Here is a 23,188-nt window from a genome sequence, read left to right on the forward strand (position 1 = left end):
CGCCTCACGCTCCTATTCGGCGGCCTCGTCAATCCCGATGAAGCCGCCCGATTGCCGGTTCCAGTAGCGCGCATAAAGGCCGTTCCGCGCCAGCAATTCGTCATGCGTGCCGTCCTCGACGATGCGGCCCGCATCCATCACTACGATCCGGTCCATGGCGGAGATCGTGGACAGGCGGTGTGCGATGGCGATGACGGTCTTGCCCTCCATCACCTGCGCCAGCGTGTCCTGGATCGCGGCCTCGACTTCGCTGTCCAGCGCCGATGTCGCCTCGTCCAGCACAAGCACTGGCGCATCTTTCAGAAAGGCGCGGGCCAGGGCAATGCGCTGGCGCTGTCCACCCGAGAGTTTCACGCCGCGTTCGCCAAGATGGGCGTCATAGCCGCGCCGCCCGGTATGGTCGCGAAGGTCCAGGATGAACTCATGCGCCTCGGCGCGGCGGGCGGCATCGACCATCTCGTCTTCCGCTGCGCCGGGGCGCCCGTAGAGGATGTTGTCGCGCGCGGATCGATTGAACATCGCGGTTTCCTGCGTGACCATCGAGATCTGGCGGCGCAGGCTTTCCTGCGTCAGGTCGCGCACATCCGTCTCGTCCAGCATCACGCGCCCGCCCTCGGTGTCGTAGAGCCTGAGCAGCAGCGCCACGAGGGTGGACTTGCCCGCGCCCGACGCCCCGACGATGCCCAGTTTCTCGCCCGGTTTCACGTCCAGCGACAGATCGACAATGCCGCCCGTATCGCCGCCATAGGCGAAGCTTACCTCATCGAAGCGGATGCGTCCCTTGGCCCGCTCGACCTCCAGCGCGCTGTCACGGTCGGTCAGGGCATGGGCAGGTGAAAGCGTGTGCATCCCGTCCTCGATCTCGCCGATATGGGAATAGATCGCCATCAGCACGAAACTGACCCAACCCGTCATCTGCGCGATGCGGATGGCGATGGCCCCGGTGGTCGCGATCTCGCCCGTCGAGGCGAGACCGAGCGACCAGAGCCAGAGCGTGCCGCCAATCAGGATCACCGGCAGCGCGCCCGCCACCGTCATCAGCGAGAGCCGGAAGAGGGCCGAGATGCGCCCGAACCCGATTGCCTTCTGACGGAAATTGGCCATCGCATCGAGGGCCGAGCGATCCTCGAAATCGTGATGCGCGAAGAGCTTGACGGTCTTGATATTGGTGATCGTGTCCACGACCTGCCCGGACACGGCGGCACGGCTGCCCGCCCGCGCCTTGGACAGTTTGCGCACACGCGGCATGAACCAGCGGATGAGCGCGAAATAGGCCGCGAGCCAGACGACCAGCGCCACGGCCATCCGCATGTCGATCGAGATCAGCAGGATCAACGAGCCGATGAGCGAGGCCAGCGCGAAGGCGACGACATTGACGAATTCCACCACCACATTGGTGACCGCGCCCGAGGTCTGCATCTGTTTCTGCGCGATGCGGCCAGCGAAATCGTTGTCGAAGAAGGTCACCGCCTGGCCAAGCGTGTGCCGGTTGAGCCGCGCCAGAACCAGCACATGCACATTGGGCTGCACCACCAGCGCCGAGGCCGCGGATGACGCCGCGAAGGCCAGCGGGCGCAGAGCCAAGAAGAACCCGAGCGCGGCCAGAAGGAGGGGCCATTCGGCCTGAAATATCGTGTCGGGCTGGCCGGTGCTGGCGGCGTCGATGATGAGACCCAGGAGCAGCGCCGACAGAACCTCGGAAATGCCCGCGATGGCCGAGACCAGCCCCGCCATGATCAAGACCGGCCACGCCCCCTTGAGGCACCAGTAGATGAACGCGCCGAGCGTGTCGGGGGGCGGGCCATCCGCCGGGCGGAAGGCGTCGATGAGGTTGGCGAGGCGGTTCATTCGGCGGCCTCGGTGCCGATGAACCCGCCCGATTGCCGCGCCCAGAACCCGGCATAGAGGCCGTTCTGCGCCAAAAGCTCCGCATGCGTGCCTTCCTCGGCCACGCGGCCATCCTCCAGCACGACGATCCGGTCCATATGGGCGATGGTGGACAGGCGATGCGCGATGGCGATCACGGTCTTGCCCTCCATCACGCCGTAAAGCGTGTCCTGAATGGCGGCTTCGACCTCAGAGTCCAGCGCGCTTGTCGCCTCGTCCAGCACAAGGATCGGCGCGTCCTTCAGGATCACGCGCGCCAGCGTCACGCGCTGCCGTTGCCCGCCCGACAGTTTCACGCCGCGTTCGCCGACCTGCGCGTCATATCCCTGCCGCCCCTCGGGGTCGGCCAGATCGAGGATGAAATCATGCGCCTCGGCCCGCTTGGCGGCGTCGATCATCTCCGCTTCACTCGCGTCGGGGCGACCGTAGAGGATGTTTTCACGCACCGAGCGATGCAAAAGCGAGCTGTCCTGCTGGACCATGCCGATCTGACGGCGCAGGCTGTCCTGCGTCACCTCCGCGATGTCCTGCCCGTCGATCAGGATGCGTCCGGTCTCGGCGTCGTAGAAGCGCAAGAGCAGTTTCACCAGCGTGGATTTCCCCGCGCCGGAGCGCCCGATGACGCCGACCTTTTCGCCTGCCGCAATGGTCAGGTTGAGGTTCTGAAGGCCTCCGCTTTCACGCCCGTAATGGTGGCTGAGGCCGCTGATCTCAATCTCGCCCTTGGTCAGGTCAAGTTCAAAGGCTCCGGGCCGGTCGATCAGCTCAATGGGTTGCGCGATGGTCTCCATCCCCTCGGACACGACGCCGAGAGAGCGGAAGAAGGTGCTGAGCGCCCACATGATCCAGCCGGTCATCGCATTCAGCCGCAGCGTCAGCGCGGTGGCGGCGGCGACGATGCCGACGCTGGCCGTGCCCTGCATCCACAGCCACACGCCCCACCCGACGACGGCCACGACCAGAAAGCCGTTCAGCGCGGTCAGGGCGACATCCATCGTCGTGTAGATGCGCATCTCGTTGGCGAAGGTGCGGCGGGTGTGCTCGATGGCTTCGCGGGCGTAATTCAGCTCATCATCGTGATGCGCGAAGAGCTTGACCGAATGGATATTGGTGTAGCTGTCGACCACCCGCCCTGTGACCTCCGAGCGCGCGTCGGAACTGGCCTTGGAGGCGGGGCCGACGCGGATCATCGTCCAGCGGACAAGGATCGCGTAGAGGACGAACCAGACCAGCAGCGGGATCACGAGGCGCGGATCCGCATCGAAGAGCAGCAGGGCAGCCCCCACCAGGTAGGCCAGCGAAAAGGTGATCGCGTCGAAGACCTGGAAAATGGCGTCCCCCGCGGCGGGCGGCGTCTGCATGATCCGGTTGGCCAGCCGTCCGGCAAAGTCGTTCTCGAACCAGCCCACGGATTGGCGCAGCACATGGCGATGCGCGCGCCAGCGGATCAGCGTGCCGAAATTGACGATGATCGCATTGTTCAGAAGGGCCACGTCCAGCCATTGGATGATTGGCCGGATGAACAGGATGAAGATGGCGACGGCCAGCAATTCCCACCCGTATTCCGACAACACGGTGTCCGGGCTGAGGCCGCTCAGGATGTCGACCAGGCGGCCCATATAGGCGATCAGCCACAGCTCCAGCGCCGCCACCACGACAGACATGAGCGCGGTGAGCGCAAAGACCTTCTTGAACGGCTGCGAATAGGCCCAGAGAAACGGGCCGATCTTGCGCGGGGGCTGATCCTCTTCCGCGTAGTCGGTGAAGGGATCGACCATATTTTCGAAGAAACGAAACATGGGGCTGACCAGGAATTGGGGTTCAGACGGAAGATATAGCGCGCGTGCTACAGGAAGACCATGAGGGCCGAGGCGGCGAGGGCGGTGGCCATCACGGTGCGGAAAACGGCCCAGGCTGCCGGTGTGGTCAGCAGCAGCGCCAGCAGCGTGCCGGCGAAGCTCCAGAACAGGCAGACGAAGAGGTTGAGGCCCGAGAAGGCACTGGCAAGACGCTGCGCGTCCACCCAAGGCCCAAGCCCCGCGCCATAGCCCGCCGCCGCCGCCATCGCCACGGCCCAGACCTTGGGATTGACCCACTGGAACAAGACCGCTTCGATGAAGGTGAAGGGGCGCTCGCGCGACCGCTTCGCCTTCAGCCGCGAGGCGTTCAGCAATTGCCAGGCCATGAACAGGATCCACGCCGCAGCGGCAATCTTGAGGGTCAGGGTCAGCCCCGGACGCGCCGCCAGCAGCGCGCCGATACCAAGCCCGGTCAGCCCCGCCGTGATGCCCACGCCAAAGGCCACGCCCGCGACATGGGGCAGGGTGGCGCGAAAGCCGAACCGCGCGCCCGAGGCGGTGATCAGGATGACATTGGGACCGGGGGAAAACAGCCCGGCAAAGACAAAGGGATAGAGCGGATCCATGCGCGCGACATGGAGGGCGCGGGGGCTACTCTGTCAAGCCAGCAAATCGGGTTTGGTGAGGGTAAAGCCCGAGGCGATCCAGCGTGCCTCCGCCGCGCGCAGGGCTTCCCCCAGTGCGGGGCCAGAGAGCCCCTTGGCCTGTAGATCGGCGGCGCGGATCGGCAGGGTCTGCGCGGCACCATGTGCGACGGCGTCCAGATCGGCCTGCGTCACACCGGTTCCGAACAGGGCCGCGCGCAACAGCACCACGTCGCGCCCCGCCTGGTCGCCGAGGTGATAGCCAAGCGCGCCCGCGCCCGCCACATCCCCGATCCGCGCGCGGCGGTTGGCGATGCACGATGCCTGCGATTTGCTGAGGCGCAGCGCGTCCGTCGCGTTCTCTCCCCCGATCAACGCCAGTCGCCGGACCGGGTCGGGAGACAGCCCATGTTGACCCTCCAGATGCACCAGCACCGGCAGCGCGGTCGCATCCGCCCCCGGCAACACGCGCGCCAGGATACCCGCCTGCGTCATCGCGGCGACGGCTGGCGCGGGATCGGGGGCGGACAGCAGCTTGACCATCTCGGCCCCCACCCGTTCGCGCGACAACCCGTCCAGCCCCTCGGCCATCCCGGCGCAGGCTGCGAGGCCCTCGGCGTCCAACCCTCCGGCGGGATCGGCATAATGGGCGTGGAAGCGGAAGAAGCGCAGGATGCGCAGGTAGTCTTCCTCGATCCGGTCACGTGGATCGCCGATAAAGCGCACCCGGCGCGCCTCAAGGTCGGGCAGGCCCTGGCCAAGCGGGTCCAGCACTTGCCCGCGGGCATCGGCATAGAGCGCGTTGATGGTGAAATCGCGGCGCTCGGCGTCTTCCTCGACCCTCTCCGAGAAGGCGACAACCGCGCGGCGGCCATCGGTCTCGACGTCGCGGCGGAAGGTGGTGACCTCATGCGGAAAGCCCCCGGCCACAACCGTCACGGTGCCGTGGTCGATGCCGGTCGGGACGGGTTTCATGCCGGCCGCCTGCGTGACCCCCATCACCCGCTCGGGCCGCGCATCGGTGGCGATGTCGATATCCGAGACGCTCCGCCCGATGATTCCGTCGCGCACGCAACCGCCCACGAAGAGCGCGTGAAACCCCGCCCCCTCAAGCGCCGCACAGAGCGCCTGGGTCGCGGGACGGGTCAACCAATCCGCCTCCAACTTCATGATCCCACCCGATCAGCGAGGCCCTTCAGCATTCGCGCGGTCGCGCCCCAGATGTAATAGGGGCCATAGGGCACCACGTAATAGGCGCGCCATTTGCCCTGCCAGCGGCGTTTCTCGACCCGGTAATTCGCGGGCGCCATCAGGAAGGTGAGCGGCACGGTGAAGACCTCGGCCACTTCACCGGGTTCAGAAACCGGTTCAAACGGTGCGCGGACCCGGCCCACGATTGGGGTGACGGTGTAGCTGGTCACGGTTTCATGGGGCGGCAGGGGGCCGAGGATGTCGACATTGGCGGGGTCCAGCCCCACCTCCTCCCACGCCTCGCGCAGGGCGGCGGCGGTCGCATCCGCATCGCCCGCGTCGATCTTGCCGCCGGGAAAGGCGATCTGGCCGGGGTGGTGTTTCAGGGTCGAGGCGCGCTGCGTCAGGATCACCCGCGCCTCTGCCCCCTCGCCCATGACCGCCATCAGCACCGCCGCCTGCCGCAGCTTGCGCCCCGCGGGCAGCAGCACGTCCGGATTCAGGTCATAATCCGAGGAGGCCGGGGCAGGCCCCGACAGCACCTCGGTTATGCGGGCCAGGTCAGTCAGCGGGCTTTTCCGCCTCGAAGCCGAGCGTTTTCGGGTCGAACACGTAATGCGCGCCGCAGAACTGGCAATCGGCGGTCACCGTGCCCTCATCCGTGGTCATGTGGCCGATATCCTTGGCCGAATAGATCGACATCGACTGGCGCACGCGATCGGCGGAACAGGTGCAGCCGAACTGCACGGGCAGGGCGTCGAAGACACGCGGCCCTTCCTCGTGGAAAAGCCGCAACAGCAGGTCGGTCGGTGCGACGCTCGGCCCGATCAGCTCCAGATCCTCGACCGTGTCCAGCAGCAGGTTGGCGCGGGTCCAGTTCTCGGATTCATCGTCGGTCAGGATATCCTCCGCCGTCAGCAGCCCGGCCTCGCCCGAGCCGCCTTCACCGGTCACATGCGGACTGGCCTTGGGCATGTGCTGCAGCATCACGCCGCCCGCGCGCCAGCCGGTGACGCCACCGGGTTCCGAGCTGTGGCCATAGGACAGCGCAAAGCGGGTCGGCAGTTGCTCGGATTGGGCGAAATAGGCCTCGGCGCAGGCGGCCAGCGAGCCACCCGACAGCGGCGTGATGCCCTGGTAGGGCTCCATCCCCTTGCCCTGGTCGATCAGGATCGCGAAATACCCCGTGCCGATCTGGGCAAACGGGTCCGCATCCGCATCGAAGGTCTCGGCGTCATAGCTGGCATAGCCCCGGATCCGCGCCTTGCCGCCGGGTTCAGACGGCGCATAGATGTCGGTCGCCAGGATGCGCAGCGGGCCGTCGCCGCGCACTTGCAGGGACAGTTTCCAGCGCAGCTTGATGGTCTGGCCGATGAGGGCCGTCAGCAGCGCCATCTCGGCGACCATGCTTTCGACGCCGCGCGGATAGTCGTGCTGCGACAGGATCTGGTCGATGGTGCCGTCCAGCCGCGCGACCCGGCCACGAATGTCGGACCGGTCCAGCTGGAACGGCAGGACGGTATCGTCCCAGGCGAGTTTCATGGCTGTGGTCATCGGCTTTCCTTCCGCGGCGCGCGCTGGCATACCGCGCCCATATATGCGGGGCAAGCGCCTTGCCAACCCCGAGCCTGACAAGACACGCCCGAGATGAACCGCCGCTTCGGCCCCAAACCGGACCCAGACCGCTACTACTGCCCCCGCATGGGGGCCTATGCGATCGTGCTGGCGGGCGATGGGATTCTGGCGACGTTCCAGGAGCGTCCGACGCCCGAGCTGCAACTGCCCGGTGGTGGCGTCGACCCCGGCGAAAGCGCGGTGCGCGCCCTGCATCGCGAGGTGCTGGAGGAGACCGGATACCGCATCCACGCCCCGCGCCGGTTGGGTATGTTCCACCGGTTCACCTTTATGCCGGATTACGAGATCTGGGCGCAGAAGCAATGCCATGTCTACCTGGCGCAGATCGGCCCGCGCGTGGCGGTCCCGTCCGAACCCGGCCATATCCCTGTCTTCCTGCCCTGGCATGTCGCGGAAGAGAGGCTTGGCGTCGAGGGCGACCGGTATTTCGTGGCGCAGGTCAGGCGGCGGATGGGCCTGTGAAATCGAACGCGACCAGCGAGACATCGTCGGCAAATTCGGTCCGACCGGAAAAGTCCTGCACAGCCGTGACGATGGTCTCCAGCAACGCCTCGCCCTGATCCTCGGCGGTCCGGCGCAGGAGGGCCGCCAGCCCATCCTCGCCAAATTCCTCGCCCGCGCGGTTCTCGCATTCGGTGATGCCGTCGGAATAGAGCATCAGCCGGTCGCCGGGTTCAAGGTGGAAGGTGACGCTGTCGAACTGCGCCTCTTCCAGCAGGCCGATGGGCATCCCGCCTTCCCCGACCCAGGTGACCGCGCCACCTGGGCGCAGGACCGCCGGATGCGGATGGCCCGCCTGCACCATCTGGACGGCGCCCGTGGTCAGGTCCAGATAGGCCAGCGCGAGGGTGAAATAGAGGTCGGTCTCGATCTCCTCGAACATCATGCGGTTCAGCTTGGCGGCGACCCGGTCGGGTGGCAGCGCGTCCCAGGCCCCGCCGCGTTTCTGCACCATTGCGACGTTCTGCTCCGGTGCCGCCGTTCCCAGAAGGGCCGCCATGCGCGCCGCCAGCAGCGCCGAGGTCACGCCATGGCCCGAGACGTCCAGCGAGAAGAGGCCGATCCGGGTCGCGTCGATGGGAAAGAACCCGATCAGATCGCCGCCGACATGGCCGCTGGAACGCAGGGTCAGCGCGATCGAGCCGGTGTCGAATTGCCGGAACCGTTCCCGCACCAGCGTGTCCTGCAGGCGTTTCGCCTCCAGCAGGTCGCGGTCCAGCGCGTCATAGAGCCCCCGGATCTCGGCCAGGGTGCTGCGCACGCGCTGGTTCTGCCAGACCAGTTCGCGCTGCATCTCGATGATGCGGATCCCGGCCCGCATCCGGGCGCGCAATTCATGCGGATCGACGGGCTTGGACACGAAATCATCGGCCCCCGCATCCAGGCCATGCGCAATCTCGGCCTTTTCCGACTTGGAGGTGAGCAAGATGACATAGGCATAGCCTTCGCGCGGGGTTCGGCGGAAGGCACGGGTAAATTCGGGGCCGGTCATGCCGGGCATCATCCAGTCGGTCAGGATGATGGAGATGGAATGATCGGTCAGCGCCTCAAGCGCGTCGCCGGGGGTTTCGCAGACGGTGACGGGATGGCCCCATCTGCGCAAGAGCGTGGCCAGTAGCCGCCGTTGCGCGCGACTGTCATCCAGCACCAGGACATGCGCCGGACCCGCCTGCATGGGCGGCCGGTCTACGGGTCTGATCTGAATCGCATCGTCCGGCACGTCTGGCCCCTTGACTACCATGTCGGTTCTTGTTGCCCGATATGTCTTAAGCCCTCGTGAATGATAAAATCCGAACCAAACACCGCTGTCGCGGCAAGACCCTGTTAAGCTATGCAACCCTAGGCTGCGCCTTGGAGGGCGGCGATACATTAGGAGGGTGACATGATTGATCGAGCCCGATTGGCCGAATTGAAGCATGAGATCGGCGACGAGGATTTTGAGGAGGTGGCCGAGATTTTCCTGGAGGAAATGACCGAAACCCTGGATGCGCTGGCCGCGAACCCCCTCCTGGTGACGCCCGCGGCGTTTCACGGGCTGCGCGGGTCGGCCTCCAACCTGGGGTTTGCCGGGTTCGCCGCGGCCTGCAGCGAGGCGGAAAAACAGTGCCAGGCGGGGGACGCGGTCGATATAGCGGCGCTCGTCGCGCTCTTCCATACCTCGGTCGAGGCGGCGGCGGATGATCTGCCCGCGCAGGCGGCGTAGAGGCTGGCGGCCTATATCATGAACTCCGCCAGAACCTCATCTTCGGTGATGTCGCGATAGGCAAAGCCGCGCTCGGTCATCTGCGCGAACAGCGTGTCGAAGCTCTCCGGCGCGCCGGATTCGATCCCGATCAGGACCGAGCCGAAATTGCGCGCCGATTTCTTGAGGTATTCGAACCGGGCGATATCCTGATCCGGCCCCAGAAGCGCCAGAAAATCCTTGAGCGCGCCGGGGCGTTGCGGCAGGCGCAGGATGAAGTATTTCTTTACCCCCCGGTAGCGCATCGCGCGTTCCGCGACCTCTGGCAGGCGCTCGAAATCGAAATTCCCGCCCGAGGTGACGCAGACAATGGTCTGGCCCTGGATCACCGCGCCCAGATCAACCAGCGCGTCGATGGTCAGCGCGCCTGCCGGTTCCAGCACGATGCCCTCGATATTCAGCATTTCCTGGATGGTGACGCAGATGCGGTTTTCGGGCGCGATCAGCACATCGCCGGGATCGGTCTGACGCAAGACCTCGAAGGGCGTGTCGCCGATCCGGGCCACCGCCGCGCCATCGACGAAATTGTCAACGCGCGGCAGGGTGACGGGTTCGCCGGCCTTCAAGGCTGCGCTCAGGCTGGCCCCGCCGGCGGGCTCCACCAGCTTCAGCCGCGTGGGCGCGCCGATCCCGGCCAGGTAGGCGGTGACGCCCGAGGACAGCCCGCCGCCGCCGACCGGCAGCACCAGACGGTCCGGGGCCGACCCCAGCTGTTCGATCAGTTCCACCGCGACCGAGGCTTGCCCCTCCATCACGTCGAGATCGTCGAAGGGCGACAGAAAATGCGCGCCGCTGGTGGCGCAGAACTCCTGCGCGGCGGCCAGCGTGTCGTCGAAATAGTCACCGACCAGCCGGATCTCGATGGCGTCGCCGCCGAAGACCTGCGTCTTGGCGATCTTCTGTTTGGGTGTCGTGACCGGCATGAAGATGGTGCCATGCCGGTTCAGGTGGCGGCAGACATAGGCCACCCCCTGCGCGTGGTTTCCCGCACTGGCGCAGACAAAGCTGTCCTGATCCGGATGCGCGGCCAGATGCTTGGCCATCGCGTTGAAGGCACCACGGATCTTGTAGCTGCGCACCGGCGACAGATCCTCGCGCTTGAGCCAGATCTCGGCCCCGAACCTCTCCGACAGGAAGGCGTTGCGCAGAAGCGGCGTGGGCGGAAAGAGGTCGCGCATCGCGTCCGTGGCGCGGCGCACATTTCCGGCGAACCCCGTCATGACAGGGACCGGCCCTCGATCTGCATTCCGTAGACGGTCGTCATCAGCGACAGGTTCAGCAGGATCTGGATCCAGTAGACCCCGGCCACCAGCACCAGCCCGACCAGCGTGCTGCCGAAGATCGCCTCGACCGCGCCGCTGAGGACAGTGATGGAAATGGCGATGATCACGATCGGCACCAGGATATCGGTCGAGACGGGCTTGGTCGCCTGCCAGGATTCCGCGATCCGCATCTTCTCGCCCAATGCGGCGGCGGGCAGGATCAGCCCGATCCGCACCGCGACCCAGGAAATGCCCATAGCGATACCGATGGCGACGAACCAGATCACCAGCACCGATTGCGTGGCCAGGATCAAGGCCCCGGACGCGATGCCGATGGCCAGAACGATCAGGATCATCACCAGCACCAGGATGATCAGCCGCCCGATATAGGATTTCACGTTCTGCCCGTGCCATTGCGGCACGATGCCGGCCCCGTATTCCTCGCGCAGGACAAAACGGTGCCAGCCGACCGCGGCCCAGGCCGAGAGGATCAGGTTGAGGATCGAGACCAGGAATATGAAACCGGGATATTCCGGCATCGGCATTCCGTCGGGGCCCGGCACCGTCTGCGCCGAAAGCCAGACCAGCAGCAGCATCGGGGCCGCCGTCAGGAACAGGGTCAGCCGAACCGCCTGCCCGAGGTTGCCGAACACCTGCCGCACCACATGCTGCAACATCTTGTAGCCATCATCCATCGCCGTCGCCCTCCTTGCTTCCCCCCTGAAAACCCGGTATCGCCCGCGCGGTCAATCTCATATTCCCGGAGTGCCTGAAATGTCCGCGCCCAAGAAAGTCGTCCTTGCCTATTCCGGTGGCCTCGATACGTCGATCATCCTGAAATGGCTGCAGACGGAATATGGCTGCGAGGTCATTACCTTTACCGCCGATCTGGGCCAGGGCGAGGAGCTTGATCCGGCGCGCGAGAAAGCCGAGCTTCTGGGGATCAAGCGCGAGAATATCCATATCGAGGATGTGCGCGAGGAATTCGTGCGCGATTTCGTCTTCCCGATGTTCCGCGCCAATGCGGTTTATGAAGGGCAGTACCTGCTCGGCACCTCCATCGCGCGGCCGCTGATCTCCAAGCGGTTGGTGGAACTGGCCGCTGAACACGGCGCCGACGCGGTGGCGCATGGCGCGACCGGCAAGGGCAATGACCAGGTGCGGTTCGAACTGGCGGCCTATGCGCTCAACCCTGATATCAAGGTGATCGCGCCGTGGCGGGAATGGGACCTGTCCAGCCGCACCAAGCTGCTGGATTTCGCCGAGAAGAACCAGATCCCCATTGCCAAGGACAAGCGCGGCGAGGCGCCGTTTTCCGTCGATGCGAACCTTCTGCACACCTCGTCCGAGGGCAAGGTGCTGGAAGACCCCGCCGTCGATGCGCCCGATTACGTCTATCAGCGCACCGTGCATCCCGAGGACGCGCCCGACACCCCCGAATATGTCGAGATCGGGTTCGAGAAGGGCGATGCCGTCAGCATCAACGGCGAGGCGATGAGCCCCGCGACGATCCTCACCAAGCTGAACGAGCTTGGCGGCAAGCATGGCTGCGGGCGGCTGGACCTGGTCGAGGGGCGCTTTGTCGGCATGAAGTCACGCGGCATCTATGAGACGCCGGGCGGCACGTTGCTGCTTGAGGCGCATCGCGGGATCGAGAGCATCACCATGGATCGCGGCGCGATGCATCTGAAGGATGAGCTGATGCCGAAATACGCCGAGCTGATCTATAACGGCTTCTGGTTCAGCCCCGAGCGCGAGATGCTGCAAGCCGCGATCGACGCGAGCCAAGCTTACGTGACCGGCACGGTGCGGCTCAAGCTCTACAAGGGGCAGGCGCGCACCGTGGGCCGCTGGTCCGACTACTCGCTCTATTCCGAGGCGCATGTGACGTTTGAGGATGACGCGGGCGCCTATGACCAGAAGGACGCGGCGGGCTTCATCCAGTTGAACGCGCTGCGCCTGAAACTGCTGGCGGCCCGCAAGCGGCGGGTGGAGTGATGGCGCTGGAGCGCCGCAGGGTCGAGAAGGACCACCTGCGCGCGCTCTTCCGGCTGAAGGTGGCCGAGGATCAGGCGGGTCTGGTCGCGCCGAACGAAATCACATTGGCGCAGGCGGCCTATGAGGCGGGCTCGCATGTCTGGGGCCTCTGGGAGGGCGACACTGCCGTTGGTCTCATGGCCATGATCCACCCGCATGAGGCGGGCGGCATGGAAGAGGGCGAAGACCCCGATGCCGCCTATATCTGGCGGCTGATGATCGGGGCGGAGTATCAAGGCAAGGGCCATGGCCGTGCCGCGCTGGACCTGGCCATCGGGCAGGGCCGCGACTGGGGCTTGCCGCGCATTGCCCTGTCGGTGGTGCAGGCCGATAACAGCGCTATCGCCATGTATGAGGCGGCAGGGTTCCGGCGGACGGGCAAGATCATCGAGGATGAGATCGTCCTGTCGCGCGACCTGTGAGCCCTTCGCCGCAACGTCATCATTGACGCGGGGCCGCGCGCGGCGCTCACTGATGCAACCCCGCGAAGGAAGCCCATGCCACCCATGACCCTTACCGAAATATCCGCGCTGATCGGGCGCGGCCTGTCCACCAGCAGCTTTACCGACAGCCTGAAATTCGATTGCGGCGCGGATGGCGTGATCGTCATCGCCGACAAGACCGTGTCGCTTGAGGATGCCCCGACCGACTGCACCCTGAGCATCAGCCGCGAGAACCTGCAAAAGCTGATCTTCGGCAAGCTCAACCCGATGACGGGCGTGATGATGGGCAAGCTGAAGGTCTCGGGCGATGCAACCGTCGCGCTGAAACTGGGGCAGCTTCTGAAGGCATGAAAAAGGCCCGCGCCGGGACGACGCGGGCCAAGACAGCCGAACCAGGGTGGGGGCTTATTCGGCCGTGATCGTGGCCATCACAAGGTCGCCGTCCTGACGGATCGGGCCGTCTTCCGAGGCGCCGAGGGTATACTCGAAAACGCCGGTCGACATGCCGCCATCCTCGCCGTGAACCATCAGCATCAGCATGTCGCCCGAGGCAACGTCCTCGGTCAGGATCGCGGTGACATCCATGTTTTCGCCTTCGCCAAGCGGCGCGTGGCCGACGACGGGGCCGGGGGCCATCTCTGCGTCGGTGCGGTGGACGACCAGCCAGCCATTGGCGGGCGCGATCACGCTATCGGCGGAAACGGTGCCGCCCGAGGTATCCTGATCCGACGCGGTGACGGCGGGCGCCATCGCGTGGGCCGCGGCAAAGGCTGCGGCGGCGGACAGGCAAAGGGCGGTGGTTGCGATAATGGTCTTCATGGTTGATCTCCCGTGTCTGTAAGGCACGCATTCAGGGCGTGCGATACAGGCAGACACGAAAGAGCCGCGGAGAGAGTTTCACCGGCGCCGGATTTTTTTTGGGCCTTGGCGCGCGCGTCAGTGCCCGCGCAGAAACTCCTCCTCGCCCATGACGCGCGACAGCCGTGTGCGGTCAAAGTCGATATGGACGATGCGGCTGGTGCTGTTGTCGTCGGCGACGCGGCGGAACCAGAACTGATCCTCGCTGAAATTGCCGCGCTGCATGATCCAGCGCACCATCGAGGCGGTCAGCCCCTTGTAGGGCGCGATCAGGTCGATGATCCACAGACGGTCGCCCGATTGCCAATCCTCCGGCTCAAGCGCCTCGCCGGTGATCATCTTTTCCTCGGCCTCGCCGTTCAGCCAGCCCCAGGTGAACATGCCGCGCGGCACGTCGTCGAACCGGAAGATACGAAACTGGCCAAGCTCGATCGCCGGTTCGAAATAGGTCCGCAGCAGGCTGACCTGCATCCGCGTGTGGCGTGGTGACCGGAAGGCCAGGAACATCACATCGCCATAAACCCCCAGCTTGTCGCGCGAGGGGCGTTCCAGTGGCGGCAGCGTTGCGCCGGTGGTGTCGGTCCGGGCGTTCATGACGCGTCCGCCAGCATCGCCGCCTCCCAGACCTTGAGGGCGGGGCGGGTGACGGGCGGGCGGTCTGCGTCCGATTGCAAGGTGGGGAAGAGGGCGAACAGTTCCTCGCGCACGTCGTCTTCGAGGCCGCAGAGCGTGTAATCGCCGGGATGGAAGCTCTCGGTGGGGGTGTTCTCGGTGTAGATGACCTCGTGATTGTCGAAGAGCAGGTGGAAATATTCGACCTCCTCCGCCTGGGTATCGACGCGGATCGAGTGATCGTTGACCAGCCCCTTGGCGGGGGCAAGCACCTGCGCCTCGCCGAACAGCAGATCGGCGCGCCAGTCATCCAGGTAGATCCGGTGCTGCGGCGAAACCACAAGGTCGCGGGCGGGCCGTGCGGGGCCGAAAGCATCCTGTGCGATGCGAACCGGGCGCAGGCTGGGGTCGGCCGCAAGCGCCGCGCGGTCCAGCCTGCGCGAGCCGATCCAGCGCACCCGCTGCGGCGGGCCGTCCAGGGTGCGGACAAGATCGCCCGTGGCCAGGGTTTCAACGGCCACCGGGCCCTCGGGCGTGTCGATCATGGTGCCGCGTGCGACACAGATCAGGATGTTGATCGTGACCGTGTCATCGTCGGAATTGCCGCCGCTCGTGCCCACGATGGTGAAGCTGACCACCTGGTCGCTGCCAGACTGGATGACTGCCGAACGGTCCACGGTGAAGGTGTATTCGCCCGTCACCGTGTTGAAGCTGAGCGTGCCCCAAGCCGTTGTATTGAAGGCGGAAAAGCTGTAGCCGCCGGTCGCTTCGCCCTGGCTGTTGCCGGAGGTGAGCGAGACGACGTCGAAATCGCCGCTGATCGTGGTCGCGGAGGGATCGCTCAGATCGAGCGTGAGGCCCCAATCATTGGGGCCGCCGGTGGCGTTGCCACTGACATCTGCAATATTGTAACCCATGATACGCCTGTAAGTCTTCGACTGCACGAGTGCCGCGATTTTGCGGTCATTGGGGGCAGTTCATCACAGAAATCTGGCGTTTGAAAGGCAACCGGCGTCAAACGGGGTCGGGTGCGGCGGAAAGCAGCGCGTGACGGCGCAGGTGGTCGTAGCAGGGCATGGCGCGGGCCAGGAGGGCAGCATCCGCGCCGGTCAGGTCCGGCAGCGCGCCCTCGGCTCCGGCAAAGCCCGTGCTGGCATGGATCGCGCCATACCAGTGCCTGGCCCAGATGCCGTCGCTGGCGTGGCCACCGGCGGGCCATTCCAGCATTTTCCCGGTGAAATCGAGACCGATCGCGGCGCAGAGTTCTTGCAGCATTTTCCGTGGGTTGGCGCGGATGTCATGGCTGTCGATGACGATGCCGCCGAGCCGGTCGAAAAGCGCCACCTGTTGCGGAAATCCGAGGTCTTCCAGCGTCGCGTTGCCCCGTTTCGCACCATAGGAGGCGATGACGCGGGCGGGGTGGCGGATCAGGTGGACATGGGTGCAGTTCGCGGCCCAATCCATCGGGAATCCGTCCAGCATGTGATGCGGCATCTGCTTCATATAATGATGTTTTTTGCCCTCGGGCACCGGCCCGGCGCAGCGCGCGGCGACCTTGTCGGGGTCGCTTTCATGGGCGGCGATGATCTCGTCCGCCAAGGGGTGATCCGAGCCGCTTTCCTTGAGATAGGCGGCGTAGAAAGGCTCGTCCCAGACCGCGCAATCGCCGCGTGCGGCGAAGGCATACATCATCGCGGTCGAAAGGTTCCTCGGCCCGCTCCACATGGCGATTTTCATGATGCACCCCCTGTACACCCCCCGATGCACCCCCCGTGCATACGCGGGTGGCCCGCGTCCTCGCGTCGGATCACCCGCGCGTGATCTCACACGGGTTTGCGTTGTGTTTCAAGATGCGCCGCCCGCAGGATGGGGCGAGAGCGCTGAAACGGGAGGTTCGTCATGCCGCGCATTCGCATCAAAGAGAAGGTCAGGACAACCGCGCTGGGCCTTGCCATCGTGCTCGGCGTCATTGTCCATGGCAGCCGCGCCCATGCCGGGGAGATACGCGGCACGGCCGTCGCGGGCGGCTGTTTCCTGTGCGTCGAGAGCGATTTCAAATCGGTGCCGGGTGTGGTCGGGGTGGTGGCCGAGCTCTGGGGCGATGCCGTGCCGGTTGCGGGCGATCATTGAGGGCGTGATTTCTTCATGGGTTCGAATTGCTGCGCAATCCGACCGATGCGAGGGGTCAACCCCTCGCGCTCCCCGAGGTATTTTCAGCAAAATGAAAGGGAAGCGCGATTGTGTGTGATGGCCGACTCGGGCCTTAGAGGAACACGGCCACGTTGTTGCGCAGCACGATCTCGGCGGCGAAGATGCCCAGGATCACGATGAGCGGCGCCAGGTCGATGCCGCCCATATTGGGCAGGGTGCGGCGGATCGGGCCATAGACCGGCTCAAGCAACCTGTTCAGCCCGGTCCAGATCTGCACCACCACGGGCTGGCGCATGTTCAGCACGCCGAAGGTAATCAGCCAGCTCATGATGATATGGGCCAGGATGATGAACTTGGCGACCTGGAGCAGCATCAGGAGAATCTGGTAGATCGAATACATGGGCGCGCTTTCCGGGACTTGGGGACATGACCGGCTGCACAGGTAAGCGGGGCGGACGGGCTTGGCAAGGGAGTGACGTGACGGCAGAGGTTGACCATGAGGTCATCGGCCCCACGTAACAGCTCTGACAGTCCATTTTCGCGTTAGCGCCATGTATCCCTTTCTCCGCCTTGCCTACCAGCTGCTCGTTACCCGCAACGCCCCGCCGATCGCGCCCACGGACACCCATGTCAGCCATCACCGCTGCTGGCCCTGGGATCTGGACATGTTCCTTGAGCTCAATAACGGGCGCACCCTGACCATCTATGACCTTGGCCGCGTGCCGGGGGCCCGGCGCGCCGGACTGCTGCGTGTCCTGCGCGAGAAGGGCTGGGGCATGACCATGGCCGGGGCCTCGGTGCGCTACCGGTCGCGGGTGCGGGTGTTCGAAAAGGTCGAGATGCACAGCCGCCTGGTCGGCTGGGACGACCGGTTCTTCTACCTCGAACAGAGCATGTGGCGGGGGCAGACCTGCTGCAACCAGATCGTCTATCGCGCGGCGGTGACGGACAAGGGCGGGATCGTACCCGCCGACCGCCTGATGGAGGCCCTGGGTCATGAAGGGCCGCGCCCGAAGATGCCGCAATGGGTGCGCGCCTGGATCGCGGCGGATAACCTGCGGCCCTGGCCGCCGGTCCGCGAGGACGAGACCGAGGCGGAAGCGCCCCGGCGTCTGGCCGGGTAAGGCCGACGCGCGCCCTTTCCCATTGCCAAACGGCCCGAATGCCCCAAGGATGCCCCGCAATGATCGGGCGGGGGGCACATGGCCGAAATCTCACAGAAAAAACGCATCTGGGGCTGGTTCTTCTTCGATTGGGCCAGCCAACCCTACAACACCCTGATGCTGACCTTCATCTTTGGCCCCTATTTCGGGCAGACCGCCGCCGCCGCCCTGATGGCGAATGGCATGTCCGAACAGGCCGCCGAGGCCGAGGCGCAGGCGCTGTGGGGCTACGGCCTGGCGCTGACCGGCGTGATCATCGCCATCCTTGCGCCGATCCTGGGCAGTGTCGCGGACAGTTCCGGGCGGCGCATGCCCTGGGTCTGGATCTTCTCGGTCATGTATGTCGTGGGGGCCTTCGGCTGCTGGTACACGGTGCCGCAGGATTTCTCGGTCTTCTGGGCGCTGGTCTTTTTCGGCATGGGCCTGATCGGGATGGAGTTCGCCACGATCTTCACCAATTCCTTCCTGCCGAGCCTCGGGCCGCGCGAGGAGCTTGGCCGCATCTCGGGCTCGGGATGGGGGTTCGGCTATGTCGGCGGTGTGCTGGCGCTGGTGATCATGCTGGCCCTGTTCCAGGCGGGCGATAACGGGCTGACCATGGTGGGGCTGGAGCCTCTCTTCGGGCTCGATCCGGGAGCCGGGGAAGATACGCGCATCGTCGGGCCGCTGACGGGCCTGTGGTATGCGGTCTTCATGATCCCCTTCTTCCTCTGGGTGCGCGAGGCGCCGCCGCATGACGGTGCGCATTACCGGATCGGGCAGGGCCTGCGCGACCTGGGGCGGACGCTGAAGGGGTTGCCGAGCCATCCCAGCCTGCTGGCCTATCTGGGCAGTTCGATGTTCTACCGCGATGCGCTGAACGGGATGTATACCTTCGGCGGCATCTACGCGCTTGGCGTGCTGGACTGGTCGATCATGGAGGTGGGGATCTTCGGTATCCTGGCCGCGATCTCGGGCGCGGTCTTTGCCTGGGTCGGCGGCCATGCGGATCGGAAATTCGGGCCGATGCCGGTGATCGTGGTGTGCTGTGTCACGCTGATCTTCACCGCCTGCCTGATCGTCGGCCTCAGCCCCGAGGCCGTTTTCGGAATGGCGGTCGAGGAAGGATCGAGCCTGCCCGATCAGCTCTTCTACCTGGCCGGGCTGCTGATCGGGGCGGCGGGCGGCGCGGTGCAATCGGCCAGCCGCAACATGCTGACGCGGCAGGCCAATCCGGCACGCATGACCGAGGCCTTCGGGCTTTACGCGCTGTCGGGCAAGGCGACGACCTTCCTGGCGCCGTGGCTGATCGGGATGACGACGGACATCACCAACAACCAGAGGCTCGGGGTGACGCCGCTGATCGTGCTGTTCGGAATCGGGCTGATCATGCTAATCTGGGTCAATCCGCGCGGAGAGGGGGCAAGAACATGATCCGGGGAGTTCTGGGACTTTTCGCGGTGACGCTGCTGGCGTCCTGCGGTCCGGGGGGCGAGGAATCGGCGGGCTATGTCGCCGTGCGGCAGGCCGATAGCCGTCCGGCGCGCGAATTGTTCAGCTATGTGCCGGATGCCAGCGAGGGGCGCGGGCAGGCCTTTGGCGGCTATGCGCGCGGCTGTCTGGCGGGGGCCGCGCAGCTGCCCGAAACCGGTCCGACATGGCAGGCGATGCGGCTGTCACGCAACCGCAACTGGGCGCATCCCGCGATGGTGGAGTTTCTGCAGGATCTGTCGCGCTTTGCCGCCACGCAACCGGGGTGGGAGGGGCTTTATGTCGGTGACATCAGCCAGCCGCGCGGCGGGCCGGTGACCGGCCATGCCAGCCACCAGATCGGGATGGATGCCGATATCTGGATGCTGCCGCCCGACCGGCTGAACCTGAGCGCGGCGGAACGCGAGACTGTCTCCTCGGTCTCGTTGCGGCGGGCCGAGGGGGCCTATGTCAACGATGCCTGGACAGAGCAGCATTGGGCGATCCTGCGCGAGGCGGCCAGCGATCCGCGCGTGTCGCGCATCTTCCTGTTTCCCGGTGCCAAGGTCTGGATGTGCGACAACGAGACCGGCAACCGCGATTACCTGCGCCAGATCCGGCCCTGGTACGGGCATTATTCCCATTTCCATGTCCGGCTGAGATGCCCCGCAGGCTCGCCGGGGTGCGAGGATCAGACCCCGCCGCCGCCCGGTGACGGCTGCGCGGAGGCGCGTGAATGGCAGGCCAATATCCTGAACCCGCCGCCGCCGCAGCCGCCCGACCCGGACGCACCGCCGCCCGAGCCGCGCCGTGAAATCACCCTTGGCGACCTGCCCGCGCAATGCACCGCCGTTCTGGCCGACGGCTAAGCGCCGCGCTGGTCGCGCTGACCTGTCTCGGCGCACCGGCTTGGGCGCAGGAGGCACGGCTGATCGGCGCGCTGACGCTGCGGGTGGACCATCCGCAATGGGGCGGGCTTTCGGGCGTCGAGATGGCCGGGGACGGCGGGTCGCTGGTCGCGGTCTCGGATCGCGGGATCCTGTTTCGCGCGACCGTGACGCGGGACGAGAGCGGGCAAATCACCGGCCTGACACTGCTCACCACGGATGAGTTGACGGGCCGCGACGGGCAGCGGGGGCCGTGGGCGGCGCGTGACAGCGAGGGGCTGGCGATGCGGGCCGACGGCACGCTCTTCATCTCGTTCGAGGGCGATCACCGGGTGGCGCGTTACATTGGCGGCGGGGCCTCGGAACCGCTGCCGCCGCATCCCGATTTCGCCGGGTTGCAGGAAAACGCCTCGCTTGAGGCGCTGGCCGTGGATGCGGAGGGTACGCTCTATGCCCTGCCGGAACGGTCCGGCGAAACGACCCGCCCCTTCCCGGTCTTCCGCTATCGAAACGGCGCCTGGGACAGGGATTTGAGCCTCCCCCGCGAGGGGGATTTCCTGGCCGTGGGGGCGGATTTCGACGATCGCGGGCGGTTCTACCTGCTGGAGCGGGATTTCAGCCTGTTCTTCGGCTTCGCCACCCGCATCCGGCGCTTCGAGATCACGGAGTCTGGCCTGGGCAGGGGCGAGGTGCTCTTGCAGACGCGCGCCGGGCAACATTCCAACCTGGAGGGCCTGAGCCTCTGGCGGGACGCGGCGGGGCGGCTGGTGGCCAGCATGGTCTCGGACGATAATTTCAGCCCGCTCCTGCCGACACAGGTGGTGGAATATTACCTTGCGGAATAGGCGAATTGGCCGCGTTCTCCCCGCATCCGCTCCGCGTTGCTGACACATTTTTCTCCTAGACAAGGTGGGAGTGAAAATGAGGCCCCGCCATGCCGGTCTATTACGGCTATTCCAACGCCATCTTTGGCACCCAGTCGACGGTCAACGGATCGCCGGTCAACTATGCGTTTGGCCCGACCGTCGGCGGCACCTGGACCTGGACCGGCTCGACCACTTCGTTTCATGTGCGCGAAAATGACGGCGCGACGCTTTATAACGGCGATCCCAGCAACGAACAGGTCAGCGGGCAGGAGCAGATCGGCGGGGCGTGGGAACAGGTCACGCTGATCGGCGGCACCTATTACCAGACGATCTGGGATTACACGTTCGAGATCGAGGCCGCCGATGGCACGCTCTACCGCGTGTCCGTGATCGACGTCGACCTCAACAATGACGACGACCTGAACGATGCCGGCGAGGATGGCTATTACCTGGTCTTCCCCGATGGTGTGCCGCCTGCGGGGGTCAACTACACCGTCAACGGGATCGTCGAGAATGACGATTTCGTACCCCATGCCGATCTGGGTGCCACCATCGTCTGCTTCACCGAAGGTACCATGATCGAGACCGAGCACGGGCCCCGCGCGATCGAAACGCTTCAGCAGGGCGACCGTGTCCTGACCCGCGATGACGGCTATCAGCCGCTGCGCTGGATCGGCACGAGGCGGGTGCGCGCCAAGGGCGACCTGGCCCCGGTCCTGTTCCAGCCCGGAACCGTGGGCAATGACCGGCCGCTGCTGGTCTCGCCGCTGCACCGGATGCTGATGTCGGATTGGCGGGTGGAGCTGTTGACCGGCGAGCCACGGGCGCTGATCGCGGCGCGCGATCTGGTCAATGACCGCGATATCGTGCGGCAACGCGGCGGGTGGGTCACCTATGTGCATATCCTCTTTGACCGGCATCAGATCGTCTATGCTGAAGGCGCGCCGAGCGAGAGCCTGCATCCCGGCCACTGTGCCCTTGATGCGCTGGAGCGTGAAAGCCGCGCCGAGGTGATCGCGCTGTTCCCTGAATTGGCCGAGGATGTGGCCAGCTACGGGCCCGCCGCCGCCACGGTGGTCAAGGGCTACCAGGCCGCCTGTATCGCGCGACTGGCGGGCTAGGTGGGGGCAACCTGCGTCGACACCAGGTTTCTTCGCGCGGGATCGACCCCGCGCATCTCCCGGCGTTAGGCGTCGCCTTCCAGCCGGTCGTCGCCGCGGCCCGGAATATCGCTGCGTTTGGTCGGCTCGGGCCACGTGTCGATGACCTGCACTGCCTCATCCGCCGTCTCGACAAAGCGGAAGAGGTGCAGATCCTCCTCGGAGATCGTCCCCGCCTCGGCCAGCGCGTCCCAGTTGATGATCTTGCGCCAGAACGCCTCGCCGAAGAGGAGGAAGGGCACCCGTTCCATGCGGCCCGTCTGGATCAGGGTCAGCGCCTCGAAGGTCTCGTCCAGCGTGCCGAAGCCGCCGGGAAAGACCGTGATCGCGCAGGCCCGCATCAGGAAATGCATCTTGCGGATCGCGAAATAGTGGAAGTTGAAGCACAGATCGGGCGTGACATATTCGTTCGGCGCCTGTTCATGCGGCAGCACGATATTGAGGCCGATCGACACGCCGCCCGCGTCCTGCGCGCCGCGTGATCCGGCTTCCATCACGCCGGGGCCGCCGCCGGTGACGATGATGTTGTCGTGACGCCCGGTATGCAGGCTGCGCTCGGTCATGATGCGGGCGAATTTGCGCGCCTCGTCATAGTATTTCGACAGGTCGCGCAGGGTGTCGGTGCGGGCCAGATGCGCCTCGGAGGGGGCCGGGATGCGCGCGCCGCCGAACATCACCACGGTGCTTTCGACGCCGTATTCATCCATCAGCATCTGCGGTTTGAGCAGCTCCAGTTGCAGGCGCACCGGGCGCAGTTCATCCCGGCACATGAAATCGCTGTCGGTGAAGGCCAACCGATAGGCGGGTGCGCGGGTCTGGGCCGTGTCGGGCACGTCCTGCGCGCTCTTGATGTCGGTTTGGGCCTTGCGGAACGGGCCCTGCCGCTGGTCGTCTTTCATTGC

At 65.7% G+C, this 23,188-nt stretch carries 26 protein-coding genes; 11 read left to right on the top strand and 15 right to left on the bottom strand.

Translation table 11 applies throughout. From position 1 onward, the window contains the following. Nucleotides 1-12 precede the first annotated feature (12 nt). From HNS34_RS04785 to hslO, 6 genes are read right to left on the bottom strand one after another with little or no spacing between them, the layout of a single operon-like run. Entirely contained in the window at nt 13-1,848 is a 1,836-nt protein-coding gene (locus HNS34_RS04785; protein WP_172318565.1) for an ABC transporter ATP-binding protein, read from the bottom strand. Beyond that, nucleotides 1,845-3,686, bottom strand: coding sequence for an ABC transporter ATP-binding protein (locus HNS34_RS04790; RefSeq protein WP_172318567.1), 1,842 nt, complete (start codon nt 3,684-3,686; stop codon nt 1,845-1,847). Before HNS34_RS04790 ends, HNS34_RS04785 begins: the two co-directional genes overlap by 4 nt. 47 nt (nt 3,687-3,733) lie before the next feature. Continuing rightward, nucleotides 3,734-4,312 (bottom strand): LysE family translocator, encoded by a 579-nt coding sequence (locus tag HNS34_RS04795; RefSeq protein ID WP_172318569.1) that lies wholly within the window; start codon nt 4,310-4,312, stop codon nt 3,734-3,736. 33 nt (nt 4,313-4,345) lie between these two features. Further along, nucleotides 4,346-5,500 (bottom strand): CCA tRNA nucleotidyltransferase, encoded by a 1,155-nt coding sequence (locus HNS34_RS04800; protein ID WP_172318571.1) that lies wholly within the window; start codon nt 5,498-5,500, stop codon nt 4,346-4,348. Further along, nucleotides 5,497-6,090, bottom strand: coding sequence for a CoA pyrophosphatase (locus HNS34_RS04805; protein ID WP_172318897.1), 594 nt, complete (start codon nt 6,088-6,090; stop codon nt 5,497-5,499). The genes HNS34_RS04800 and HNS34_RS04805 overlap by 4 nt, the downstream gene beginning before the upstream one ends. Further along, a complete protein-coding gene (gene hslO / locus HNS34_RS04810) occupies nt 6,083-7,075 on the bottom strand; it encodes an Hsp33 family molecular chaperone HslO (RefSeq protein ID WP_172318573.1) in 993 nt (330 codons plus the stop codon). The genes HNS34_RS04805 and hslO overlap by 8 nt, the downstream gene beginning before the upstream one ends. Nucleotides 7,076-7,168: 93 nt before the next feature. On the opposite strand from hslO, the gene HNS34_RS04815 reads away from it, so the two are divergent. Continuing rightward, nucleotides 7,169-7,618 (top strand): NUDIX domain-containing protein, encoded by a 450-nt coding sequence (locus tag HNS34_RS04815; protein ID WP_172318575.1) that lies wholly within the window; start codon nt 7,169-7,171, stop codon nt 7,616-7,618. Here HNS34_RS04815 and HNS34_RS04820 read toward each other — a convergent pair. Beyond that, on the bottom strand, nt 7,596-8,831 hold the full coding sequence (locus HNS34_RS04820; protein ID WP_172318577.1) for a PP2C family protein-serine/threonine phosphatase: 1,236 nt from the start codon (nt 8,829-8,831) through the stop codon (nt 7,596-7,598). The two genes, HNS34_RS04815 and HNS34_RS04820, sit on opposite strands and share 23 nt — an antisense overlap. A gap of 207 nt (nt 8,832-9,038) precedes the next feature. Between HNS34_RS04820 and HNS34_RS04825 the strand changes: the two genes are divergently transcribed. Next, nucleotides 9,039-9,359, top strand: coding sequence for an Hpt domain-containing protein (locus tag HNS34_RS04825; protein ID WP_172318579.1), 321 nt, complete (start codon nt 9,039-9,041; stop codon nt 9,357-9,359). Nucleotides 9,360-9,370: 11 nt separating this feature from the next. Here HNS34_RS04825 and ilvA read toward each other — a convergent pair whose 3' ends face one another. Together ilvA and HNS34_RS04835 are read right to left on the bottom strand one after the other, a co-directional pair. Next, nucleotides 9,371-10,618: a threonine ammonia-lyase IlvA gene (gene ilvA / locus HNS34_RS04830; RefSeq protein WP_172318581.1), complete on the bottom strand. Its 1,248-nt coding sequence runs from the start codon at nt 10,616-10,618 to the stop codon at nt 9,371-9,373. Next, nucleotides 10,615-11,355 (bottom strand): hypothetical protein, encoded by a 741-nt coding sequence (locus HNS34_RS04835; RefSeq protein ID WP_172318583.1) that lies wholly within the window; start codon nt 11,353-11,355, stop codon nt 10,615-10,617. Before HNS34_RS04835 ends, ilvA begins: the two co-directional genes overlap by 4 nt. 79 nt (nt 11,356-11,434) lie before the next feature. Here HNS34_RS04835 and HNS34_RS04840 point away from each other — a divergent pair, with 79 nt between their 5' ends. The 3 genes from HNS34_RS04840 to HNS34_RS04850 all read left to right on the top strand — a co-directional run bounded on the left by HNS34_RS04840 (nt 11,435) and on the right by HNS34_RS04850 (nt 13,491). Next, nucleotides 11,435-12,658 carry an argininosuccinate synthase gene (locus HNS34_RS04840; protein WP_172318585.1) on the top strand — a complete coding sequence of 408 codons (1,224 nt, stop codon included), beginning with the start codon at nt 11,435-11,437 and terminating at the stop codon, nt 12,656-12,658. Continuing rightward, the gene (locus HNS34_RS04845) at nt 12,658-13,119 is read left to right on the top strand and encodes a GNAT family N-acetyltransferase (RefSeq protein WP_172318587.1); all 462 of its coding nucleotides are present in this window, start codon (nt 12,658-12,660) and stop codon (nt 13,117-13,119) included. The genes HNS34_RS04840 and HNS34_RS04845 overlap by 1 nt, the downstream gene beginning before the upstream one ends. 84 nt (nt 13,120-13,203) lie before the next feature. Then, nucleotides 13,204-13,491, top strand: a complete 288-nt coding sequence (locus HNS34_RS04850; RefSeq protein ID WP_172318589.1) for an SCP2 sterol-binding domain-containing protein — start codon at nt 13,204-13,206, stop codon at nt 13,489-13,491. Between the two features lie 54 nt (nt 13,492-13,545). On the opposite strand, the gene HNS34_RS04855 is transcribed toward HNS34_RS04850, so the two are convergent. The 4 genes from HNS34_RS04855 to HNS34_RS04870 all read right to left on the bottom strand — a co-directional run bounded on the left by HNS34_RS04855 (nt 13,546) and on the right by HNS34_RS04870 (nt 16,347). Beyond that, the gene (locus HNS34_RS04855) at nt 13,546-13,959 is read right to left on the bottom strand and encodes a DUF7282 domain-containing protein (RefSeq protein WP_172318591.1); all 414 of its coding nucleotides are present in this window, start codon (nt 13,957-13,959) and stop codon (nt 13,546-13,548) included. 117 nt (nt 13,960-14,076) lie between these two features. Continuing rightward, entirely contained in the window at nt 14,077-14,592 is a 516-nt protein-coding gene (locus tag HNS34_RS04860; protein WP_172318593.1) for a toxin-activating lysine-acyltransferase, read from the bottom strand. Then, nucleotides 14,589-15,527, bottom strand: coding sequence for a Hint domain-containing protein (locus tag HNS34_RS04865; RefSeq protein WP_172318595.1), 939 nt, complete (start codon nt 15,525-15,527; stop codon nt 14,589-14,591). Before HNS34_RS04865 ends, HNS34_RS04860 begins: the two co-directional genes overlap by 4 nt. Before the next feature lie 97 nt (nt 15,528-15,624). After that, nucleotides 15,625-16,347: a sulfotransferase-like domain-containing protein gene (locus HNS34_RS04870; RefSeq protein ID WP_172318597.1), complete on the bottom strand. Its 723-nt coding sequence runs from the start codon at nt 16,345-16,347 to the stop codon at nt 15,625-15,627. Nucleotides 16,348-16,509: 162 nt separating this feature from the next. Between HNS34_RS04870 and HNS34_RS04875 the strand changes: the two genes are divergently transcribed. Next, complete coding sequence (locus HNS34_RS04875; protein ID WP_172318599.1) at nt 16,510-16,740, top strand: hypothetical protein; 231 nt, start codon at nt 16,510-16,512, stop codon at nt 16,738-16,740. 133 nt (nt 16,741-16,873) lie between these two features. On the opposite strand, the gene HNS34_RS04880 is transcribed toward HNS34_RS04875, so the two are convergent. Then, a complete protein-coding gene (locus HNS34_RS04880; protein ID WP_172318601.1) occupies nt 16,874-17,161 on the bottom strand; it encodes a YggT family protein in 288 nt (95 codons plus the stop codon). 151 nt (nt 17,162-17,312) lie between these two features. Here HNS34_RS04880 and HNS34_RS04885 point away from each other — a divergent pair, with 151 nt between their 5' ends. From HNS34_RS04885 to HNS34_RS04905, 5 genes are all read left to right on the top strand, one after another. Continuing rightward, nucleotides 17,313-17,885, top strand: coding sequence for an acyl-CoA thioesterase (locus HNS34_RS04885; RefSeq protein ID WP_172318603.1), 573 nt, complete (start codon nt 17,313-17,315; stop codon nt 17,883-17,885). Between the two features lie 78 nt (nt 17,886-17,963). Next, a complete protein-coding gene (locus HNS34_RS04890; protein ID WP_172318605.1) occupies nt 17,964-19,337 on the top strand; it encodes an MFS transporter in 1,374 nt (457 codons plus the stop codon). After that, nucleotides 19,334-20,242, top strand: a complete 909-nt coding sequence (mepA, locus tag HNS34_RS04895; RefSeq protein ID WP_172318607.1) for a penicillin-insensitive murein endopeptidase — start codon at nt 19,334-19,336, stop codon at nt 20,240-20,242. The genes HNS34_RS04890 and mepA overlap by 4 nt, the downstream gene beginning before the upstream one ends. Then, nucleotides 20,215-21,105, top strand: coding sequence for an esterase-like activity of phytase family protein (locus HNS34_RS04900; protein ID WP_172318609.1), 891 nt, complete (start codon nt 20,215-20,217; stop codon nt 21,103-21,105). Before mepA ends, HNS34_RS04900 begins: the two co-directional genes overlap by 28 nt. 89 nt (nt 21,106-21,194) lie before the next feature. Continuing rightward, nucleotides 21,195-22,247 (top strand): Hint domain-containing protein, encoded by a 1,053-nt coding sequence (locus HNS34_RS04905; protein ID WP_172318611.1) that lies wholly within the window; start codon nt 21,195-21,197, stop codon nt 22,245-22,247. 65 nt (nt 22,248-22,312) lie between these two features. On the opposite strand, the gene HNS34_RS04910 is transcribed toward HNS34_RS04905, so the two are convergent. After that, nucleotides 22,313-23,185: an LOG family protein gene (locus HNS34_RS04910; protein ID WP_172318613.1), complete on the bottom strand. Its 873-nt coding sequence runs from the start codon at nt 23,183-23,185 to the stop codon at nt 22,313-22,315. Between the last annotated feature and the right edge of the window lie 3 nt (nt 23,186-23,188).

The sequence above is a fragment of the Alterinioella nitratireducens genome (assembly GCF_013155465.1).
Taxonomy (GTDB): domain Bacteria; phylum Pseudomonadota; class Alphaproteobacteria; order Rhodobacterales; family Rhodobacteraceae; genus Alterinioella; species Alterinioella nitratireducens.

What these genes read in the sequence shown, in the direction of transcription:
- HNS34_RS04865 (WP_172318595.1), bottom strand. Translation starts at nt 15,527, where the DNA reads ATGGGTTACAATATTGCAGATGTCAGTGGCAACGCCACCGGCGGCCCC.
- HNS34_RS04785 (WP_172318565.1), bottom strand. Translation starts at nt 1,848, where the DNA reads ATGAACCGCCTCGCCAACCTCATCGACGCCTTCCGCCCGGCGGATGGC.
- HNS34_RS04885 (WP_172318603.1), top strand. Translation starts at nt 17,313, where the DNA reads ATGTATCCCTTTCTCCGCCTTGCCTACCAGCTGCTCGTTACCCGCAAC.
- HNS34_RS04860 (WP_172318593.1), bottom strand. Translation starts at nt 14,592, where the DNA reads ATGAACGCCCGGACCGACACCACCGGCGCAACGCTGCCGCCACTGGAA.
- HNS34_RS04875 (WP_172318599.1), top strand. Translation starts at nt 16,510, where the DNA reads ATGCCGCGCATTCGCATCAAAGAGAAGGTCAGGACAACCGCGCTGGGC.
- HNS34_RS04815 (WP_172318575.1), top strand. Translation starts at nt 7,169, where the DNA reads ATGAACCGCCGCTTCGGCCCCAAACCGGACCCAGACCGCTACTACTGC.
- HNS34_RS04845 (WP_172318587.1), top strand. Translation starts at nt 12,658, where the DNA reads ATGGCGCTGGAGCGCCGCAGGGTCGAGAAGGACCACCTGCGCGCGCTC.
- hslO (WP_172318573.1), bottom strand. Translation starts at nt 7,075, where the DNA reads ATGACCACAGCCATGAAACTCGCCTGGGACGATACCGTCCTGCCGTTC.
- HNS34_RS04835 (WP_172318583.1), bottom strand. Translation starts at nt 11,355, where the DNA reads ATGGATGATGGCTACAAGATGTTGCAGCATGTGGTGCGGCAGGTGTTC.
- HNS34_RS04820 (WP_172318577.1), bottom strand. Translation starts at nt 8,831, where the DNA reads ATGCAGGCGGGTCCGGCGCATGTCCTGGTGCTGGATGACAGTCGCGCG.
- HNS34_RS04825 (WP_172318579.1), top strand. Translation starts at nt 9,039, where the DNA reads ATGATTGATCGAGCCCGATTGGCCGAATTGAAGCATGAGATCGGCGAC.
- HNS34_RS04910 (WP_172318613.1), bottom strand. Translation starts at nt 23,185, where the DNA reads ATGAAAGACGACCAGCGGCAGGGCCCGTTCCGCAAGGCCCAAACCGAC.
- HNS34_RS04850 (WP_172318589.1), top strand. Translation starts at nt 13,204, where the DNA reads ATGACCCTTACCGAAATATCCGCGCTGATCGGGCGCGGCCTGTCCACC.
- HNS34_RS04870 (WP_172318597.1), bottom strand. Translation starts at nt 16,347, where the DNA reads ATGAAAATCGCCATGTGGAGCGGGCCGAGGAACCTTTCGACCGCGATG.
- HNS34_RS04855 (WP_172318591.1), bottom strand. Translation starts at nt 13,959, where the DNA reads ATGAAGACCATTATCGCAACCACCGCCCTTTGCCTGTCCGCCGCCGCA.
- HNS34_RS04790 (WP_172318567.1), bottom strand. Translation starts at nt 3,686, where the DNA reads ATGTTTCGTTTCTTCGAAAATATGGTCGATCCCTTCACCGACTACGCG.
- HNS34_RS04900 (WP_172318609.1), top strand. Translation starts at nt 20,215, where the DNA reads ATGCACCGCCGTTCTGGCCGACGGCTAAGCGCCGCGCTGGTCGCGCTG.
- HNS34_RS04905 (WP_172318611.1), top strand. Translation starts at nt 21,195, where the DNA reads ATGCCGGTCTATTACGGCTATTCCAACGCCATCTTTGGCACCCAGTCG.
- HNS34_RS04880 (WP_172318601.1), bottom strand. Translation starts at nt 17,161, where the DNA reads ATGTATTCGATCTACCAGATTCTCCTGATGCTGCTCCAGGTCGCCAAG.
- ilvA (WP_172318581.1), bottom strand. Translation starts at nt 10,618, where the DNA reads ATGACGGGGTTCGCCGGAAATGTGCGCCGCGCCACGGACGCGATGCGC.
- HNS34_RS04800 (WP_172318571.1), bottom strand. Translation starts at nt 5,500, where the DNA reads ATGAAGTTGGAGGCGGATTGGTTGACCCGTCCCGCGACCCAGGCGCTC.
- HNS34_RS04890 (WP_172318605.1), top strand. Translation starts at nt 17,964, where the DNA reads ATGGCCGAAATCTCACAGAAAAAACGCATCTGGGGCTGGTTCTTCTTC.
- HNS34_RS04840 (WP_172318585.1), top strand. Translation starts at nt 11,435, where the DNA reads ATGTCCGCGCCCAAGAAAGTCGTCCTTGCCTATTCCGGTGGCCTCGAT.
- HNS34_RS04795 (WP_172318569.1), bottom strand. Translation starts at nt 4,312, where the DNA reads ATGGATCCGCTCTATCCCTTTGTCTTTGCCGGGCTGTTTTCCCCCGGT.
- mepA (WP_172318607.1), top strand. Translation starts at nt 19,334, where the DNA reads ATGATCCGGGGAGTTCTGGGACTTTTCGCGGTGACGCTGCTGGCGTCC.